The sequence below is a fragment of the Methanobrevibacter wolinii SH genome (assembly GCF_000621965.1).
Classification (GTDB): Archaea; Methanobacteriota; Methanobacteria; order Methanobacteriales; family Methanobacteriaceae; genus Methanarmilla; species Methanarmilla wolinii.
This window is the reverse complement of record NZ_JHWX01000012.1, coordinates 51,847-70,944: the sequence shown is the minus strand read 5'-3', so window position 1 is coordinate 70,944 and position 19,098 is coordinate 51,847. Positions and strand designations below refer to the sequence as shown.

The window sequence follows — 19,098 nt, the reverse complement described above, 5'->3', positions numbered from 1 at the left end:
TTCTAATAATTTAATTTTAAATCTTTTTTGATTCTATTAAATTTGGATAATATTTAACATTAATTAATAATTTTAATATAAATATAGAAATTTTTAAAATATTTTTTTAATATTTATATATCAACATTTAATATAAATATAGAAATTTTTAAAATTATATATAACCTCTAAAATTCATTTTATTATATTTTTAATACTTTAAAATTTCTTAAATTTCTTAAATTTAATTTTGATTTAAAAGTCTTTTTGATTAATTGAATTTAAATTTTTAAATAAAATAAGTTTTTATGAGTTTTAAGAACTTAAGTTTTTAAATAATAATTTTTTTATTTTAAATTAGCTATTTAATAATAAGTTTAGGATGGTATCATGTTAAGTGATGATAATGAAAAATTAATTAATGAGCATATTAATGAAATAATTGAAAACTCTGATGATTCTGATAATGAAAGTTTTATTACAGAATTAAAACTAAGAATATGGTCTTATGTAAATAATGTTTTTAGTAATAATGTTAAATTAAGTGATGAATCAATTAATAAGTTATTATCTAATATTGTTGATGAAAAAGATTTTAATAAAAATATGGAATATAAATGGGCTTTAAATCAAATAGTTGATAGTAAATTATGTGCTAAATGTGGAACTTGTAGTGTTGTATGTCCTAATAGTATAATTGGCTTTGATGAAACACCATATCTCAAAGAAGAATGTTTAAGGAGAGGTAATGGAATGTGTCAAGAGGTATGTCCACGTATGACTACTGGCCAATATGAAATTAGATCTAGATTAAATCTTAATGAAGAATATTATTTTGGAAAATCTCCACATATTAAAGGTCAATCTGGAGGATATGTTACTAATTTTCTTAAATTTTTAATTAGAGATAAAAAAATTGATGGTGTGGTTGTTGTTGGTGATGATAACTGGAAACCAGTAAGTTTAATTATAACTGATGAAGAAGGTTTAAATGATACAACAAGAAGTAAATATTCTATATCTTCATTACAAGCTGTTCGTACTGCAGGAGAAATGGGACTTGAAAAGATTGCAGTAGTTGGACTTCCATGTCAAGTAGCAGGTTTAAGAAACATTCAGTATCATCCATATCTTGCTAAACATGATTATGAAAGAGGTAGAAATGGAAAACCTGCTAAGTTACCTAAAATTGAATATGTAATAGGATTATTCTGTACAGAAAAATTTGAACATGAAGAATTACTTAGAGTTCTTAAAGAAAAGAATATTAATATTAAAGATGTAGTTAAATTTGATGTTAAAGGACCAAATTTTGTTGTAAAAACTGATAAAAAAGAATTTAAAATTAAACTTAGTGAAATTAAACCATCATCAGGATGTATGATGTGTAAAGATTTTGATGCAGAATTAGCAGATATTAGTTTTGGTGATAAAGGATCTCCTGAAGGATATACAACAGTAATTACAAGAACTAAAAAAGGTGAAGAAATACATAAATATTTTAAACTTGAAAAAGGTGTTGAAGTTAAAGATATTGACTTTTTAAGAAAATTTAAACTAAAAAGATTTAATAAAGAAGTTCAAAGAAGAGAAGACAATAATGAATTTAACTCCTTTTATTATCTTTGGAAATATCCAGGAGTAGGTTGTGGGCAAAAAGGTTTAGCATATATTAGGTTCAGAGCAAATATTGGGGGATATTATAATCCTGATACTGTATTAAAACTTGCAGAACTTACTAAAAAATATGATGCAATATTTAAAATTACAACAAGAGAAGAATTTGAAATTGAAGGTATAAAATTTAAAGATCTTGAACCATTAATTGAAGAATTAAAAGAACTTGATATTGCTAATGGTAGTGAAGGTCCTAATGTAAGAAGTATTATTGCATGTCCTGGTAAAGAAAGATGTTTATTAGGTTTAATTAATACTGTAGATTTAGGTCAAAAATTAGAAGATATTTATAAGGAGAAACCAGCTAATTATAAATTTAAAATAGCAGTATCAGGTTGTCCTAATAAATGTGTAAGAACTGATGTTACAGAATTTGGTGTAAATGGTGTAAAATTCCCTATAACTAATGATAAATGTAATGGTTGTGGAAGATGTGCAGATGTATGTAAAGTAGATGCTATTGAAGTTAGGGGAGATACTGCAATAACAAATTATAATCTTTGTTATGGTTGTGGAAAATGTATTCATGCATGTCCAAATGACTCAAAAGATATTAAATTTAAAGGGTATTCTGTATATATTGGCGGAAAAAGTGGTAGAAAATCTGTTATTGGAAATAAAATATTTGTTAAAAATGAAGATGAACTTTTAAAAACTTTAAATGCAGTATTTTATATGTATAATAAATATGCAGAAAAACCACAAAAAGAAAGATTAGCAGATACAATGAAACGTATTGGTGAAATTAAATTCTTAAATGAAGTAGAAAATTATAAAAACTCTTTATAATTTTTATTTATTATAATTACTCTTCATTTTTTAGTATTTTTTGTTTATTTTTATTATTTTTTTAGTATTTTTTTATTTTCTGTATTTATGCTATTTTTTATTTAGTTTTTCATTTTTTTAGTATTTTTTGTGTATTTATATTTTTTTTAATTTATTTGAAGCTTATATTTTTAACTTGTTTAACTATTTATTTAATAAATATTTTTAAATATTTTTTTAAATAATATATTATTATAATTAATTTTTTTAATATATACTTGGAAATATTTAGTTTATATTTTCTTAATATATAATTAAAAATTTTCAAGATAATTAATAATTTATGTTGATATAATGACTTACCAAGATGATGCTGTAGTAATTGATAATGATGTTTTTAATTTGATTAAAGAAACATTTAATAAAGAATTAGAAACTAATAATCCAAAATATAGGAATAATTTATTTGAAAAATCTAAAGATTATTTTGTTAAAACAGAAGATGGCTCTTATTCTATTAAATCAAGAAAAATTAATGACAAAGTAGAAACATTACATACTAAATCTGGAGCTATATCTGAAAGTTTTAAAAAATTTATAGACCCATTAAAGCTTGATTATTCTAAGGATATTGCAGTTCTTGATATTTGTGCAGGTTTAGGTTATAATTCTTCTGCAGCTATTTTTGATTTTTTACAAAATACTGATAATTCTACTAATCTTAAAGTTGATATGGTTGAAATATCTCCAGAAACACTTGCTGCAGGATTAATTGTTCCTTCACCAATTGCTGAACATGATATTGTTAAAAAAGCAATTGAAAATGAACTTGTAAGTGAAGGATTTGCATCATTACATTTAGAAAATACTAAAATTCCAAATAATATTGATATTAATGTATATATTGAAGATGCAAGAGTTTCAGTTCAAAAATTAGAAGATAATACTTATGATGCAATATTTTTAGATCCATTTTCACAAACTATGGCTCCTGAACTTTTTACTTGTGATTTATTTGAAGAGTTTTTGCGTCTTATTAAAGATGATGGTATTGTTGCAACATATACATCATCTGCACCTGTAAGAGGAGGATTTTTTGAAGCAGGTTTTCATGTAGGTGAAGGACCAATATTTGGTCGTTTCCAAGGTGGTACTATAGCTAGTCCAAATCCAAATTCTCTTGAAAAATCATTAAATATTAATGATGAAAGACGTATTGCTTTATCTGATGTTGGTGTTCCATTTAGAGATAGTACTCTTAGTAAATCTAGTGATGAAATCAATAAAATAAGAACTGATGAAAGACATAATAAACGTCATGTAAATAAAATTTCATCAGCAGTAAAAACTCCTATATTTTTAGGTGAGAATATTGATGATGAACCTTTAAAAAGAAGAGTTGAAAGAAATCTTGCAAAAGTTAATATTCCTGGGATTCAATCTGATGAAGCATTTTATATAATAGAACCTCAAAAAAATTATACAGTAGAATCTAATGATAATCATAATTCAAGATTAAGAGTTTATGAGATGGATAAACGTTTACAAGAAGTTATTAATGGTAAATTTAATAATAATTAGTGATTTATATAATTTTTTATATGGTAATATTTTGAAGTTTTTAAGGGTTTTCTTAATATTGTTATTAATATTATGATGGAGAAATGACTAGTTTGAGTTAGAAGATACATGTTTTGTTATATTGGTATTATAAGGTATTTTTGAAGTTTTTAAGGGTTTTATAATATTAATATTAATTATATAATATTTTAGAAGTGAAAATATGGCTAAAGATGATATTTGTATGTTAGGAGTATTTAGTGATGAATTCATGAAAAAATACACTAAATTTTCTAGTTTTGATGAAATGAAAAAGAAATCTCCATTTGGTAATCAAGCAACTGCTGATTTATTTAATAATCCTAAATGGGATACTTTTGTTAAAAAAACTACAAAATTTAAAGATTGGCAAGAGATGTTAATAACCTCTGCAAATCAAATGTTAAAAAAAGATAAAATTTAAATTTAATTCTATCTAAATTTTATTTAAAAATTTAACTTAATTTATTACTTAAAATTTAAATTAAATAATTTTTAAATGTTTTTAATGGAGTTTAAATAATTTAACTTTATTAAATCTATTTATAAATATAATAAATTTTATATTTAAGTTTATTTTTTTAATAAAGTTTTAAATTCATATTTTTAAGGTGATTATTTGATTTTCTATTTTTCTGCAACTGGTAATTCTAAATATGTTTCAAAATGTATTGCTGAAGCTACAGATAATGATATGGTTGATATTCTTAAAGTTGATGATTATAATTTTAATTTAAAAGATAATGAGAGTATTGGATTTATATCTCCAACTTATGCTTGGGGATTACCTCCAGTTATGCTTGATTTTATAGATAAATTAAACTTTTCTAATTATCATAATAATTATGTTTATTTTATAGCTACTTATGGTACAAGTCCTGGAGCTACAGGTAACTTTATAGGTAAACATTTATCTAAACGTGGTATTAATGTGAATGCCTATTTCAGTGTTATAATGCCCGATACTTGGACTCCTACTTTTGATTTAAGTGATTTTAATAAAAATAATAAAACACTTGAAAAATCTAAAGAAGAAATTAAATCAATTATTCCAAAAATTCAAAATAGGGAAAATGGAGATTTTATGGATAATAAGAAGTCTCCTATGATTTCTAAAATCTTTTATACCTTTGCTTATAATAGGGGAATGAGAAAAACTAAAAATTTTGGAGTAAGTAATGAATGTATCTCTTGTGGAAAATGTGAAAAATTATGTCCTGTTAATGTTATTAAATTAATTGATAATAAACCTACTTGGGTTAAGAAAAAATGTCTTGTATGTCTTAGATGTTTACATAATTGTCCTAATTTTGCAATTCAATATGGAACTAATACTATAAAACATGGTCAATATATAAACCCATATGTTAAAATTAAATAGGTATATTATTAGGTAACTTATATATATTATTAATATTATTTTAAGAATTTTTAAAATGTGATAATATGGAAATTAAAGCTGTTAAAACATATGAAAATGGATTTATGACACAAGGTTTTGCATTTGGTGGTGAAGAAGGTATTGAAAAATTTGATTCTAATATTAAATATCGTTCAAGTCTTCAAAATTATTTAATAGACACTGGAAATGAAGTGATTCTTGTAGATACTGGAATGCCTAAAGAATTTCCTAAACAAGAAGTTGATGATGATACACCTATTTTTATGGGTAATAAAATAACTGATTATATTTCTGCTTTAAATGATTTAGGTTATGAAAAAGAGGATGTAAGTAAAATTCTTGTAACTCATAAACATCCAGATCATACTGGAGAATTAAGAGAATTTCCAAATGCTAAAATTTATATGTCTAGAACAGAATCTGAAGAATTAGAATTAGATTCTAATAATATTATTCCTGTAGATTTTAATGATGGAAACTATTATAATTTTAAAAAATCTCAAAAAATAGAGGATAATATATATTTAATAGAAGCTAAAGGTCATACTTTAGGTAATAGTATTGTAATTGTAGAAGATGATGATTTATTTTATATGATTCATGGTGATATTACATATACTGATGAAGCATTATATGAAAATAAATTATCTATTGTATTTGAAGATTTAAAATTAGCTAGAGAATCTTTAGATAATGTTCGTGAATTTATTAAAAATCATAATACTGTTTATTTATCTACTCATACTCCATTAGGATATGAAAATCTTGAAAATAAAAAGATTATTGATTTAGAAAATCCTCCTGAGGTTATTTATCCTAATTAGGTTTTTTAGATAAATTTTTAATAAAATTTTACTCTTATAATTTTTACTTATTTTTTTATATTTTTTTTGTTTTAATACTCTTTTTTTTAGATTGTATTTTTCATTGAATATTTTCTGTATTTTGTTTAATATTTTTTTGAAAAAATTTATATATTAAGTATCTATAAATTAATTTATTAAAAAATTATTTATTAGTGAGGTTTTGTTAATATGGAATTTTGTCCAGAATGTGGTGCAATGTTGATTCCTAATAAAGACCATAAATTGAAATGTAAATGTGGTTATGAAAAGGACCTTAGTAAAAAAGAAGTAAAAGATCAATATCAATTTGAAGGAGATATGAATCCTAAACAAGATATTCCTATTATTGATCAAAAAGATAATATGTTACCAACAACTAAAATTAAATGTTATAGATGCGGAGGTACTGTTGGTTATTGGTGGACTCTTCAAACAAGATCTGCTGATGAAGCTCCAACTTACTTTGTTAAATGTGCTAAATGTGGTAATACATGGCGTCAAAGTAATTAATTAACATTTTTTTAAACTTTTATTATCAATTATTATGGGCTTTGTTGAAATACTTAAATTTAATGATTATTTTAAAATCATCTTTTAAATAAATCATTTTTCAATAGAGTCATTATTTTTTTATTTTTACAAATTTTATTTTTAATATTGAATTTTTTATTTTTTATTGGTTTTTTATAGTGTTTGTTGGTTTGATGTTTTTTATTTTTTATTGGTTTTTTATAGTGTTTGTTGGTTTGATGTTTTTTATTTTTATCATGTTTTTTTATTGTATTTTGTAAATTTCTATTTTTTATATCTTTATTAAATTTAATTTATCTAAAAATTTTTATATTAAGATTTAAAGAAATAATATATAAGTTATTACTATTTTTATATAGATTTTAAATAATTTTATTTAATTAATTATTAATAATTAATGATTCTATTTATTTTAATTTCAGGAGAAATTTAATGTTTGAAATAAAAGCTAAAGATAATAAGGGAAGAGTTGGTGTTCTTAAAACTAAGCATGGTAATGTTAAAACTCCTGCTCTTATGCCTGTTATTCATCCAGGTAAACAGACTATTGATGTTAAAAAATATGGAGCAGATATTGTTATTACTAATTCTTACATAATTTTTAAAGATGAGGAATTAAAAAAAATTGCTCTTGAAGAAGGGGTTCATAAACTTATAAACTTTGATGGACCTATTATGACTGATTCTGGTTCATTCCAATTATCTGTTTATGGTGATATTGATATTGGAAATAAAGAAGTTATTGATTTTCAAGAAAAAATTGGAACTGATATTGGTACCTCTTTAGATATTCCTACTGGACCTTTTGTTAAAAGAGAAGAAGCAGAAAGAGATTTAAAAATTACTATTGAACGTGCTAAAGAAGCAGTTAAATATAAAAACGAAAATAATATTTCAATGCTTTTAAATTCAGTAGTTCAAGGTTCAACATTTCTTGATTTAAGAGAAAAATGTGCTGATGAACTTACTAAACTTGATGCAGATTTATATCCTATTGGTGCTGTTGTACCTTTAATGGAAATGTATAAATATTCTGATTTAGTTGATGTTGTAATGCATAGTGTAAATCATTTACCTGATAATGTCCCAAGACATTTAATGGGTGCAGGACATCCTATGATTTTTGCTCTTTGTGCTGCTATGGGTTGTGATTTATTTGATTCTGCTGCATATATATTATATGCTGAAGATGATAGACTTTTATCTACAAGAGGAACTTATAGGCTTGAAGATTTAAATGAAATGCCTTGTTCTTGTGAGGTATGTAGTAAATATACTCCAGAGGAATTAAGAGCATTACCTAAAGAAGAAAGAGTACAACTTATTGCTCAACATAATCTTAATGTTTCTTTTGCAGAACTTAGAACAGTTAGACAAGCTATTTATGATGGAACTTTAATGGAACTTGTAGAAGAAAGATGTAGGGCTCATCCTGCATTACTTAATGCTGTAAGAGAACTTGGTAATTATAGTGAGGATCTTGAAGTTTATGATCCAAGAAGTAAAAAATCTGCATTCTTTTATACTGGTCCAGAATCACTTAAAAGACCTGAAGTTAGACGTCATTTAGAAAAAATTAGAAAAATGCCTAAAAAATCAAATTTAATTCTTTTACCACCTACTAGAAAACCATATTCTAAAAATATTTCTGGTAAATTAGGTAGATTCTATGTTTATGGTAATGAAGGAGATATTGATTTAGATGATAGTGACTTTATGGTACTTGATGTTCCATTTGGTTTTATACCTCTTGATATAGATGAAGTTTATCCTTTAAGTCAAAATGAATCACCGAAAATTAAAGATGCAGATGCAATTAATTTTATTAATAATTGTATTAAAGAATCTTCTAAATATTATAATCAAATTTTAATTCATCAAAGTCTTGCAAATCATTATGATTTAAAATTTGATAAAATACATCCACAATCTAATGATATTAGATATCATAAAGATGATGTAAGAAAAATTAAAGCAATTGCAGATTATCAATTTGGTGAAGGTGCTGGTGAAGCTTTATTTGATGGTAAAGTTAAATTTGAAAAATCTAAGAAAACAGGTAAAATCAGGCATGTTTCTGTAAATGGAAAAATGGTAGCAAATATGCGTGCTTCAGATGCATTTCTAATACTTACTAAAGAGGGAGCTATAAGATTACATAATGCTATGGATTATCCAAAAAATAGAGTAGTTGTAAATGAAGATTCTGAACCATTTACTCGTGATGGTAAAAGTGTTTTCTGTCAATTTGTAGTTCAATGTGATGAAAATATTCGTGCAAATGATGAAGTTTTACTAGTAAATAAAAATGATGATTTATTAGGAATTGGAAAAGCTTTACTTAACCCACGTGAAATTAAAAGTTTTAATAAAGGTCAAGCAATTAAAACAAGGAAAGGTTTTAAAAAATAATTAAATTAAGATAAATATTTATATTTTATTGTGGTTTTTATTTTTATAATATCTAATTACAATAAATAATTTTTAAATATTTATTTATATTGTTTAAATCAATATATTTACTTTTAATTTAAAAATTAATAATTTTAATATTTAGATTTTCATGATTCAAGTTTTTATTATGAGTATTAATTATTGCTTTAATATAAAAAATTTATATGATTTTTAAAATCCTGGTTTTTATAATGATTTAAACAGTATTTAATATTTGAAAATTAATTTTATAAAAGTTTATTTTAAAAATTAGAATAATTTAAACAAAGACAAAAAAATATTAAATAATAAAATCAATAATATATTAATAATATATTTTTATTCAAAAATTAATAGAAGGTTTATATAATGATTCCTGGAATGAATCCAAAACAAATGAAACAAATGCAAAGACAAATGAAAAAAATGGGAATGAAAATGGAAGATATTGATGGTGTAGAAGAAGTTATCATCAAATGTGCTGATAAAGATATTGTTATTTCTCCAGCTGAAGTTAATGCTATGAATATTATGGGAACTGAAACTTATCAAGTTACTGGTGAAGCAAAAGAAATAGAAAAAGAAATTGAACTTGATATTACTGATGAAGATATTGAAATAGTTGCAAATCAGACTAATGTATCTAAAGAAGAAGCTGAAAATGCATTAAAAGAAGTTAAAGGAGATTTAGCTGAAGCTATTCTTAAATTAAGTCAATAAATGATATTATGGTACTTATAGCACATATATCTGATTTACATGTGAGTAATAATGATTTTAATGAAGCAGCTTATTTAAAAGCTGTTGATGAAATCAATGCTCTTGGAGCAGATATGATTATATTAACTGGTGATTTAACTAATAATGGTTATTATACTCAGTTTTTAAAGGCTAAAGAATATTTACAAATGTTTGAAGCTCCTCTTTTTGCTATTCCTGGAAACCATGATGCAAAAAATTTAGGTTATCAAACTTTTGAAGAACTCATTGGTGAAAGTAGTTGGAAACTTACTAAAGATGATGAGAATCTTGTTGTTTTAGGTTTAGATAGTACTTCTCCTGATTTATCTGAAGGACATATTGGTAAGTTACAACAAATTTGGATGGAAAATGAGTTAAATAAATGTATGGTGGAAAATAAATTTTCTATTGTTGCAATGCACCATCATATAATTTCTATTCCTAGAACTGGTAGAGAAAGAAATATTCTTTCTGATGCAGGGGATATTCTTGAATCTGTAATTAATCATGATGTTGATATTGTTATTGGTGGTCACAAACATGTACCTCATTTATGGAGAATGGATGATACATTATTTGTAAATGCAGGTAGTCTTTCTTCTTATAAATTAAGAGGTAAAGATGTTAATTCATATAATACAATTAAAATTACTAATAAAAATATTGAAATTTATTTAAATAAATTAGATGGTAATAAAGTTCTTTTAGGTAATTTTAAACGTAGAGATTATGTGGATTTATAATTTTTTTTCTTGAAAAATTTAACTTCATTAGATTTTTAAATTAAAAAGGAATCTTTCTTAAATTTAAATATTTTTAAGAAAATCTATTTTTTTTATTTTTTATAGTTTTTTATAATTTTTTTATTATTTTTTTAAAATTTTATGATTTTTTAATGATTTTATAAGTGTTTTAGTTTCTTATTTTTAACTTTATTTAGTGAAAATTTAGTTTATTCTATGTTTTTTAACAAAGTTTAAATATAGAATTAAAGAAATATAAATTTATATTATACAACTAGTTTTAAAATTATATTTTTTCTATTCTTGGTTTCAGTAATTTTAAAACTAAAGTATATCGGCAAATTAAATTTATAAAGAGGTATTTCTATGAAAGTTATTGTTGATGCGTCTAATGTAGCACATTTCAAAAAAGATGAAAATTCTAAACCTATGTTAAATAATATTTTAGCAGCAGTTGAAGCTTTAGAAGCTAAAGGTGATGAATTTGTAGTTATTGCAGATGCTTCTCTTGCACATGATATTGATAATCCTGATGAATATAATAAATTAGTTGCCGATGAACTTATTGAAGAAGTACCTTCTGGTAATAATGCAGATCATTTTATACTAAAATTAGCAGAAGAAGAAAATGCTAAAGTATTATCCAATGATAAATTTAGAGATTTTAAAGATGAATTTTTTAACATTGATACTATTAGAATACCTTTTTCTTTTGATGGTAGCCATTTAGTTATGGGTCATTCTAAAATGCCTAAAAAAGATAAAAATATTTTACAACATATTTGTGATAATATTTTAGATCAATTCGAAGCTAAACGTTGGGATACTTATAGAGAAAAAGAAGGTATTGAACTTACTCCTTTAAATATTGCTAAAGAATCTATTATTAGATTAGATGATTCAGAAAATCATAGTTTAGATAATAAAATTGAAGGTGTTTTATCTAAAATTCCTATGTTTAAAGAAATTGTTAGTATGGTTGATGGTGTTGAATCACAAGCACCACATATTATTTTTGTACTTGTACATCCTAGAGATTATAAAGTTACTGTTAGGAATGCAGGACCTATTTCTAATGCAATTGCAGAAAGGTTAAGATTACCTAAAAAACCTTTAATTGCAGTACGTAATGATTTATTTACAAAACCTGGAACTTTTAATTTAAATGCATTATATAATGAAGAAGTTATGGATTATTCACCATTTAATGTTGAGATTCATATTGATAACTTTGATGAAATTTTTATTAAAAAGAACTCTAGAAATATTGCAAGTACTGTTGCATCAAGAATTGGATCTTGGAAGTTTCCATTTGTTACAGTTAAACCAGATATTATGTTAGAAAAACCAGGAGATTTTGAAATATTTTTAGAAAAAGGAGGAAATGCTGATGATGACTCCTTATTTTAAACATTATAATTTATTAGTTAAAGGAGGGAAATTATATGGCAGATCATGAATTATTACGTAGTCTTATTTCTCTTTTAACTCATTATAAAACAATAAGTATAGGTACTAAATTTTTCCCAACAAATGAAACTGAAACAGAATATGTTGATTTATTTAACTATACTGAAACTATTTTAATGGAAATTGAACCTGCGGAAATTACAACTGACAGTATTTTCTATAATTTAGTACGTGATATTGGTGAAGAAAATATACCTGAAAACCATAGTTTCTATGAATTCGTTCCTGCAGAACAAAGAGTAGAAGAATATGCTCTTGTAAGTGATATTATAATGGGTAATGATAGGTATTTATATGTAGAAATTCCTAAAACTCATCCTGTTATTCGTGAGTTCTCTAAAATGATTGTAGATTCTGGTGGAGAAATTGTAGAACAATCTGAATCTGAAATCATTGCTAAAATGTTAAGTAAAAATCAAGCTATTCAAGTTGCATTACATATGATTAGTTTAGGTTATAAATATGATGTTTTAGTAGCTGCTGCTGTAGGTATGACTGGTGCTGCTGCACTTGAAAGATCTATTAATTACACTCATGAAGTTGGAGGATTTTCTGGCGTTGCATTCACTAAACTTGGTGGAGAATATGCTATAGTAATTGATTCTCCATTTGAAATTGGAACCTCTAGAAAACACAACCTTGATAATTATTTATTTATTGATATTATTGATTCAACTGGATTTATTTCAGAAAATGGTAGAGATAAATTACTTGAATTAATGACTGGTGTTAAAAATTTTATTGAAACAGAATGTCAAGGTCAAATTGAAGGTTATCGTGAAGGTGGAGATGATTTTATTGCAAGATTCCCTAGTAAAGATTTAGCTATACGTGCAGGTTTAGATACTGCTTGGTTTATTTTAAACAATGGTGCTAAAGTTAGAGCAGGTATAGGTAAAAGTAGAAGAGAAGCAGGTGAAAGAGCTCAACTTGCTGATCATATTTTTGTCTTTGGTCAACCTTTATCTTTAGTTGTTTTTGAACTTGCTAATGGTATTTATGCATATAATATTCCATCTGAATTCCATAGAACTATTATTGATTTATTAATGAATCAAAAAGCTAAATTAATTGGAGTTTTCTTAGTAGTATTTATTTTATGCTACTTATTATCTGTATTAGGTCATCCAATTTATGGTTTAGCTGTTATTTTACTTGTATTAATTTATGCTCTAGCATCATAAATTTCTTTTTTACTTTTTTTATTTAATTTTCATTGTTCCATATATATGTAAGATATATTTTTTTAATTTAATTTATAATATTATTTTTTAGTTTATTATTTTAAAAATAATCATGATTTATATTTATAAAACTAATTTTTTTATTAATTTTGAAAAAAAAGTATTTTTAGATAAAATTAGTTTAATTCTTAAATATGATTTGATTTTTATTATAAATAAAAAAAGTTTTTTACTATTTAAAATTTAGTTTTTTTTAGAGTTTTGATTTTTCTAAGTATTTTAAAATTTAGTTTTTTTTAATTGTTTAGAATTAAAAATTTGTTTTAAAAATTTGTTTTAAAAATTTTTATAAATAAGAACTTTAAAGTTCTTCTTCACTTCGGCGTTTAGCATCTAATAATATACGTGTTACTTCTTTAGATCTAGCACCTTTGTCTAATTTCCAATTCTCAGAAGCATTATTGTCTAACCAATTTGCTAAGTCTTTTGGAAGAGAAATATTCATCCGTGATTTTTCAGATAGTTTCCAAATCCTATCTACTTCTTCTTTATTTGCCATTATATGATTATTTTTATTAAGATGTATATATTATTTACTAATGATTACTGTACCTATTTATATATTTTTATAAATATGATTTTCATTACAAATATATTACAAAATGTTTGTAATTATAATCAAATGTAATACATTATAAAATTATATATTTATATGTGTATATGTGTATGTACACACATACTACTTAATTATACAATTTTTTTATTACTAATCATATTAATTTAACTTAGTTATATTTATTTTAATATTAAATAAAGGTTATTAAAAGAATAATACTATTATTTAATTAATTTGTATAATATAAATAATATTATTTTATTTAATTATTAAATATAATCTATATTTATATTATTAAACTATTTTTAATTATTAAATTTAATTTTTATAAGTTAATAATTTGTTTTTTAATTTATTATTAATTTTTAATTATTTTTTATTTTATATTATTAATTTTAATATTAATACTCATTTTAAGTATATGTGTACACACATACACACATAACAAAGTATTTAAATAGATTATAATATATAATAATATAATTAGTATAATGTGTTGAAGTTTATATAGTAATGTTGAAATATTATTATAAATATTTTTAGTAGTTAACGAATATTTATAATTATATTTATTTTATTTCAAAATTTAATATTTGAAATTCTTCTACATATTTGATGATTAAAATTAATTTATGGTTTTTGAAAATGAGATCTAGAAGAAGGAGACGCCCAGAAAGATTAGTACTTGGGTTTATTATTTTGATTGTTGCTTTTGGTCTTGGGTCAACAATGGGTATTTCTATGGGATTTAATGATAACTCTACAAACATTGTGCAAAATAATACAACTCATGTTCCTATTGATGTAACACACAATATTAGTGCTTATGAAAATAATAGTAATAACGATAATAATGATAATCAGGTAAATGCATCAAATAATAGTGAAGGTGTAGTACAGTATACTGGTTCTAATTCTTCATCTTCAGATTATTCTAGTAATTATCAAACTACTGATGTAGATTCATCACAATATTATTAATTATTAGAACTATTTATTATATTGCAGTTGGTGTAATTATTACACCATAATTTTTTTATACTAGAATATACAAATAATTATTTAGTTTACTATTTTTCTATGCTCCGTTGGTGTAGTCCGGCCAATCATTCTGGCCTTTCGAGCCGGAGACTCGGGTTCGAATCCCGAACGGAGCACTAAATATTTTTTTATTTTTATTTAATTATTTATTTTGTTTTATTTTTTTAAATTTATTATTAGTTTAATATTAATTAAATTTTATTTTTCATTATTCTTTAAATTTTTATTCATATTTGTTAATTTTTAGTTTAATTCATTAAAAGTTTTTTTTAAATAAGTTTAATTAATTTCTAATAATTTATAATTCTTTATTTTAATTTTTAACTAAATTTTAATAATTTTAATTATTATTATTTATTGATATTTCTTATTTATAATTTAAAATCAATAAAACTCCTTAGAAGGATTTTATTTATCTTTTTATTTATAAAAACTTGATTTTTTTCTTAATTTATTCTTTATTTCTTTTTATTATTTTTTAAAGCATGTAAAAATTTTTATAATTTATTTTAATTACTTTATATATTTTAAATTTATTAAAATATTTATTTTTATTTATATAACTTAATTTTATTTGATTAAAATAGATTTTATTAATTATTCATCTTTTTTTCACTTTTTGCATAAAATTTAATAAGTTTTAATTTTTACTTAAAACTTATAACTAGCTTATTTTTACAAAAAATTTTATATATAATGTTGTTTAATGTTTAATTTGATAATAAAATTTTTATTAGTAAAAATAAGTTGTTATAACTTATAACTATAATTTTTATAATATAATTATTAGGTTTCATGAATTAATTTAAGTATATTAAAAATTTTTTTTATTTTTATGGGGATTATATTTAAAAATTTTATTTTTAGATATTTTAAGTTTATTAAATTTTTTAATATATGATTTTTATAGGGAGGAGTATTATTGAAGATTAAACATACATTTATATTTGTATTATTACTTTTAATAGTATCAGTAATTTTATGTTCTGTTTTTGCTTACAATGCTATTATTGAAAGTAATCAAAATACTAATACTTCTGTTCAATACTCAACTACTAATAGTGCTCCTCAAGGTAAATTAGTTCCTGTTATTACTGTTACAATGAAACCAAGTGTTGATACCGGATTACCTTACAAAAATTATACTAGATCTTGGGTTAATTATTGCCCTTTCTGTCATAAATATGGAACTTTAACTGATACTCCTAAAGACACTTCTAGAACTAATACTGTACCTGAAGGTGAAATTACCTGTGATCAATCTAAAGGAGGTTGTGATGCAGATTTTGATGGAGTTACTGGTAAAGATAAACTTTGGAGGAATGTTTATTTAATTCCTGTAGAAAATAGTCAAATATTTGGTACTGGAAATGCTAAATATACTTTATTAGATAGTTATGACATTGATTCTAAATCTATTATTAGAACAAATCAATTACTTCAATTTAATCCTAATAATGGTAATATTGTAGGTACTTCATATTATAAAAATTCTACAAATTAGTTATTAAGATTTTTTATCTTATTTTATATGGTTTTTTGTGGATTTTTTGGTTTAATTATTTAATCTTACTGGAATTTGTTTTTTCTGGGTATTTTTTAGTTTATCATAATAGCAATTTGTTTTATAGACATTTAAGTATTTTATTTTGTGGTTAAGTATTTATATTGTATTTAAAAATTTAGTTGATGTTACAAAATAAATCATATTCAAGAGTTAAGTATGTATTGAAAATTTCTTTTTAGTTTAATTGATTCTTATGTAATATGTATTTTTTATAATTTTATTGAGTTTTGTTTCTTAATTGTATTATATAATGTGTTTTACTATTTTTTATTGAATTATGTTTCTTGTATTAATAGAATGTGTTTTACTATTTGTATTTCTTAATTGTATTAATGATGTGTTTTAATATTTATCTAAATTTAGTTAATATGAACTTATAGTTTTTTTTTTTAAAAAAGTTTTTAATTGATTTATATTTACTTATATATAGAATTTAATTTACCTTTAAAATATTATTCAAATTTTACTTTAAAATTTATCTGTTTATTATAATAGATTATAATTTAATGCTATTTTTATAATTTATATTTTTAAAATAAATTACTTAATTTAATATTTTATATTAATTCGATTTTGTCATATATATGTAAATGGTATTTTTTTTAGTAAATACATGTTTTTTTAAAAAAAAGATTTTAAAATTTTATAATTTTTATCTAAATATAGTAAATAATTAAAAAGAATAAAATATAATATTAAATTGGTAAATATTACTTTTAATTTAGATATTAAAATATTTTTAATTGATGATGATTATGTTTAAAAAACCAGATTATGTTAATCTTATTGATGGTGGAATATGTGCTGTAAATGATGTAAAAGCTGCAGGAACTAAAAAAGGAAAATATGGAGTATCTATTATTGTATCTCCAAATAGTAATGCATCTGCAGTATTTACTACAAATAAAGTTGTAGCAGCTCCTATTATTCATACTAAAGAAGTTATTAAAGATGGTAAATTATCTGCTGTAATTGTAAATAGTGGTAATGCAAATTGTTTTACTGGAGAACAAGGAATTAAAGATTGTGATGAAATTGTATCTAAAGCAAGTAAATTACTAAATATTCCAAGTTCTGAAATTGCATCATCTTCTACTGGAGTTATTGGTAGAAAAATGCCTATGGATATTATTGAACCATTAATTGAAGAGGTATCTGAAAATTTAGATCATTCTTCAGAAGCTTCTTTTGAAGCTGCAAAAGGAATTATGACTACTGACACAGTACCTAAAGAATTTGCTGTTGAAGTTGATATTGAAGGTAAACCTGTTAAAATTGGCGGTATTTGTAAAGGTACTGGTATGATTGCACCTAATATGGGTACTATGTTATGTTTTTTAGTTACTGATGCAATAATTGCTCCAGAATCTATTAAACTTGCATTAAAAAATGCAGTTGATTTAAGTTTTAATATGATTGTAGTTGATGGTGATGAAAGTACTAATGATACAGCTATTTTAATGGCTAATGGACAATCTGGTGTAAATGTTGCTGATGGTGGAAAAATTAATGAAAAATTCCAAAATGCTTTAAATTATTTATGTGTTAATCTTGCTCAGAAAATGGTTCGTGATGGGGAAGGTGCAAGTAAATTTTTAGAAGTTAATGTTCATGGTGCAACATCTCCTGAAGATGCTAAATTAGCTGCAAAATCTGTTGCAAGTTCAATGTTATTTAAAGCTGCAGTATTTGGTGAAGATCCTAATTGGGGAAGAATAGTTTCTGCAGTAGGTTATTCTGGTTGTGATATGAATCCAGATATAATTTCTATTGCAATTGGAAATGAAAGTTTATTTAATAATCCAGATTCAAGTAAATCAACTTATCTTGTTAAAAATGGGGAGATATTAGCATTTGATGGAACTAAATATCTTGATATGGCTGAAAAATTTATGGCAAATGAAGATATTATTGTTGACATAAATCTTAATTTATCTGATGGTGAAGCAACTGCATGGGGTTGTGATTTAACCTATGATTATGTTAAAATTAATGGAGAATATACTACTTAAATAATTTTCTATTAATTTATGTTTTAAAATTTATATTTTGTTTTTTTTTTAGAGTTTTTTATATTTGTTTTTTCTTTTTTTTCTTTTTTTAGGGTATTTTCATGATTGTATAATTTACTCTTTTTAGTGTATATTTAAACAGCTTTATCAAAGTTTAAGTTATTAAATTATTAAATTATGTTTAAATTTTAGTTTTTCTTAAGATTTTTCTATCTTAAAATCAACTTTCTTAGATTTGATTTTAAATTATTAACTATTGTTTAATTTTTATAAGAAATAATATTTAACATATTTTTCAAGTAAAATGGGTTTTTATAGTCAAAATTAAATTTTTTATTAATATATATGTATATATATTTAAAAAAATTTACATATCTTTATATATAAATTATATTTAACAATTTTATATTATAATACTTCAATTAATTTGTATTTGTATTGGATTTTTATAATATGGGATTGTGGAGGTAATAATATTAAAAAAATTAAT

Annotated in this window: 15 protein-coding genes and 1 tRNA gene; 15 read left to right on the top strand and 1 reads right to left on the bottom strand. The window is 22.9% G+C overall.

Annotated features, from left to right (window positions below; translation table 11 throughout):
* Positions 1-369: 369 nt before the first annotated feature.
* From T523_RS01005 to T523_RS00955, 11 genes are all read left to right on the top strand, one after another.
* On the top strand, positions 370-2,445 hold the full coding sequence (locus T523_RS01005) for a Coenzyme F420 hydrogenase/dehydrogenase, beta subunit C-terminal domain (RefSeq protein ID WP_084486332.1): 2,076 nt from the start codon (positions 370-372) through the stop codon (positions 2,443-2,445).
* Positions 2,446-2,778: 333 nt separating this feature from the next.
* The gene (locus T523_RS01000; RefSeq protein WP_042707025.1) at positions 2,779-4,005 is read left to right on the top strand and encodes an MnmC family methyltransferase; all 1,227 of its coding nucleotides are present in this window, start codon (positions 2,779-2,781) and stop codon (positions 4,003-4,005) included.
* Positions 4,006-4,207: 202 nt separating this feature from the next.
* Entirely contained in the window at positions 4,208-4,447 is a 240-nt protein-coding gene (locus T523_RS00995; RefSeq protein WP_042707024.1) for a hypothetical protein, read from the top strand.
* A gap of 195 nt (positions 4,448-4,642) precedes the next feature.
* Positions 4,643-5,404, top strand: a complete 762-nt coding sequence (locus T523_RS00990; protein ID WP_042707023.1) for an EFR1 family ferrodoxin — start codon at positions 4,643-4,645, stop codon at positions 5,402-5,404.
* A gap of 65 nt (positions 5,405-5,469) precedes the next feature.
* Complete coding sequence (locus T523_RS00985; protein WP_042707022.1) at positions 5,470-6,249, top strand: MBL fold metallo-hydrolase; 780 nt, start codon at positions 5,470-5,472, stop codon at positions 6,247-6,249.
* A 210-nt stretch (positions 6,250-6,459) separates the two neighbouring features.
* Complete coding sequence (locus tag T523_RS00980; RefSeq protein WP_042707020.1) at positions 6,460-6,780, top strand: transcription factor S; 321 nt, start codon at positions 6,460-6,462, stop codon at positions 6,778-6,780.
* Positions 6,781-7,233: 453 nt separating this feature from the next.
* Complete coding sequence (gene tgtA / locus T523_RS00975; RefSeq protein WP_042707018.1) at positions 7,234-9,213, top strand: tRNA guanosine(15) transglycosylase TgtA; 1,980 nt, start codon at positions 7,234-7,236, stop codon at positions 9,211-9,213.
* 390 nt (positions 9,214-9,603) lie between these two features.
* On the top strand, positions 9,604-9,954 hold the full coding sequence (locus T523_RS00970) for a nascent polypeptide-associated complex protein (RefSeq protein ID WP_042707017.1): 351 nt from the start codon (positions 9,604-9,606) through the stop codon (positions 9,952-9,954).
* Positions 9,955-9,962: 8 nt separating this feature from the next.
* Positions 9,963-10,718 carry a metallophosphoesterase family protein gene (locus tag T523_RS00965; protein ID WP_042707016.1) on the top strand — a complete coding sequence of 252 codons (756 nt, stop codon included), beginning with the start codon at positions 9,963-9,965 and terminating at the stop codon, positions 10,716-10,718.
* A gap of 366 nt (positions 10,719-11,084) precedes the next feature.
* Complete coding sequence (locus tag T523_RS00960; RefSeq protein ID WP_042707014.1) at positions 11,085-12,128, top strand: NYN domain-containing protein; 1,044 nt, start codon at positions 11,085-11,087, stop codon at positions 12,126-12,128.
* A gap of 35 nt (positions 12,129-12,163) precedes the next feature.
* A complete protein-coding gene (locus T523_RS00955) occupies positions 12,164-13,372 on the top strand; it encodes a hypothetical protein (protein WP_042707013.1) in 1,209 nt (402 codons plus the stop codon).
* Between the two features lie 361 nt (positions 13,373-13,733).
* Here T523_RS00955 and T523_RS00950 read toward each other — a convergent pair whose 3' ends face one another.
* Positions 13,734-13,931 carry a hypothetical protein gene (locus T523_RS00950; RefSeq protein WP_042707012.1) on the bottom strand — a complete coding sequence of 66 codons (198 nt, stop codon included), beginning with the start codon at positions 13,929-13,931 and terminating at the stop codon, positions 13,734-13,736.
* Positions 13,932-14,633: 702 nt separating this feature from the next.
* On the opposite strand from T523_RS00950, the gene T523_RS00945 reads away from it, so the two are divergent.
* From T523_RS00945 to argJ, 4 genes are all read left to right on the top strand, one after another.
* Positions 14,634-14,969 (top strand): hypothetical protein, encoded by a 336-nt coding sequence (locus tag T523_RS00945; RefSeq protein ID WP_042707011.1) that lies wholly within the window; start codon positions 14,634-14,636, stop codon positions 14,967-14,969.
* A gap of 101 nt (positions 14,970-15,070) precedes the next feature.
* Positions 15,071-15,145: transfer RNA gene (locus tag T523_RS00940), tRNA-Glu, on the top strand.
* An 806-nt stretch (positions 15,146-15,951) separates the two neighbouring features.
* The gene (locus tag T523_RS00935; protein WP_042707010.1) at positions 15,952-16,533 is read left to right on the top strand and encodes a hypothetical protein; all 582 of its coding nucleotides are present in this window, start codon (positions 15,952-15,954) and stop codon (positions 16,531-16,533) included.
* Positions 16,534-17,351: 818 nt separating this feature from the next.
* Positions 17,352-18,608 carry a bifunctional ornithine acetyltransferase/N-acetylglutamate synthase gene (gene argJ / locus T523_RS00930; protein WP_042707008.1) on the top strand — a complete coding sequence of 419 codons (1,257 nt, stop codon included), beginning with the start codon at positions 17,352-17,354 and terminating at the stop codon, positions 18,606-18,608.
* Positions 18,609-19,098 lie beyond the last annotated feature (490 nt).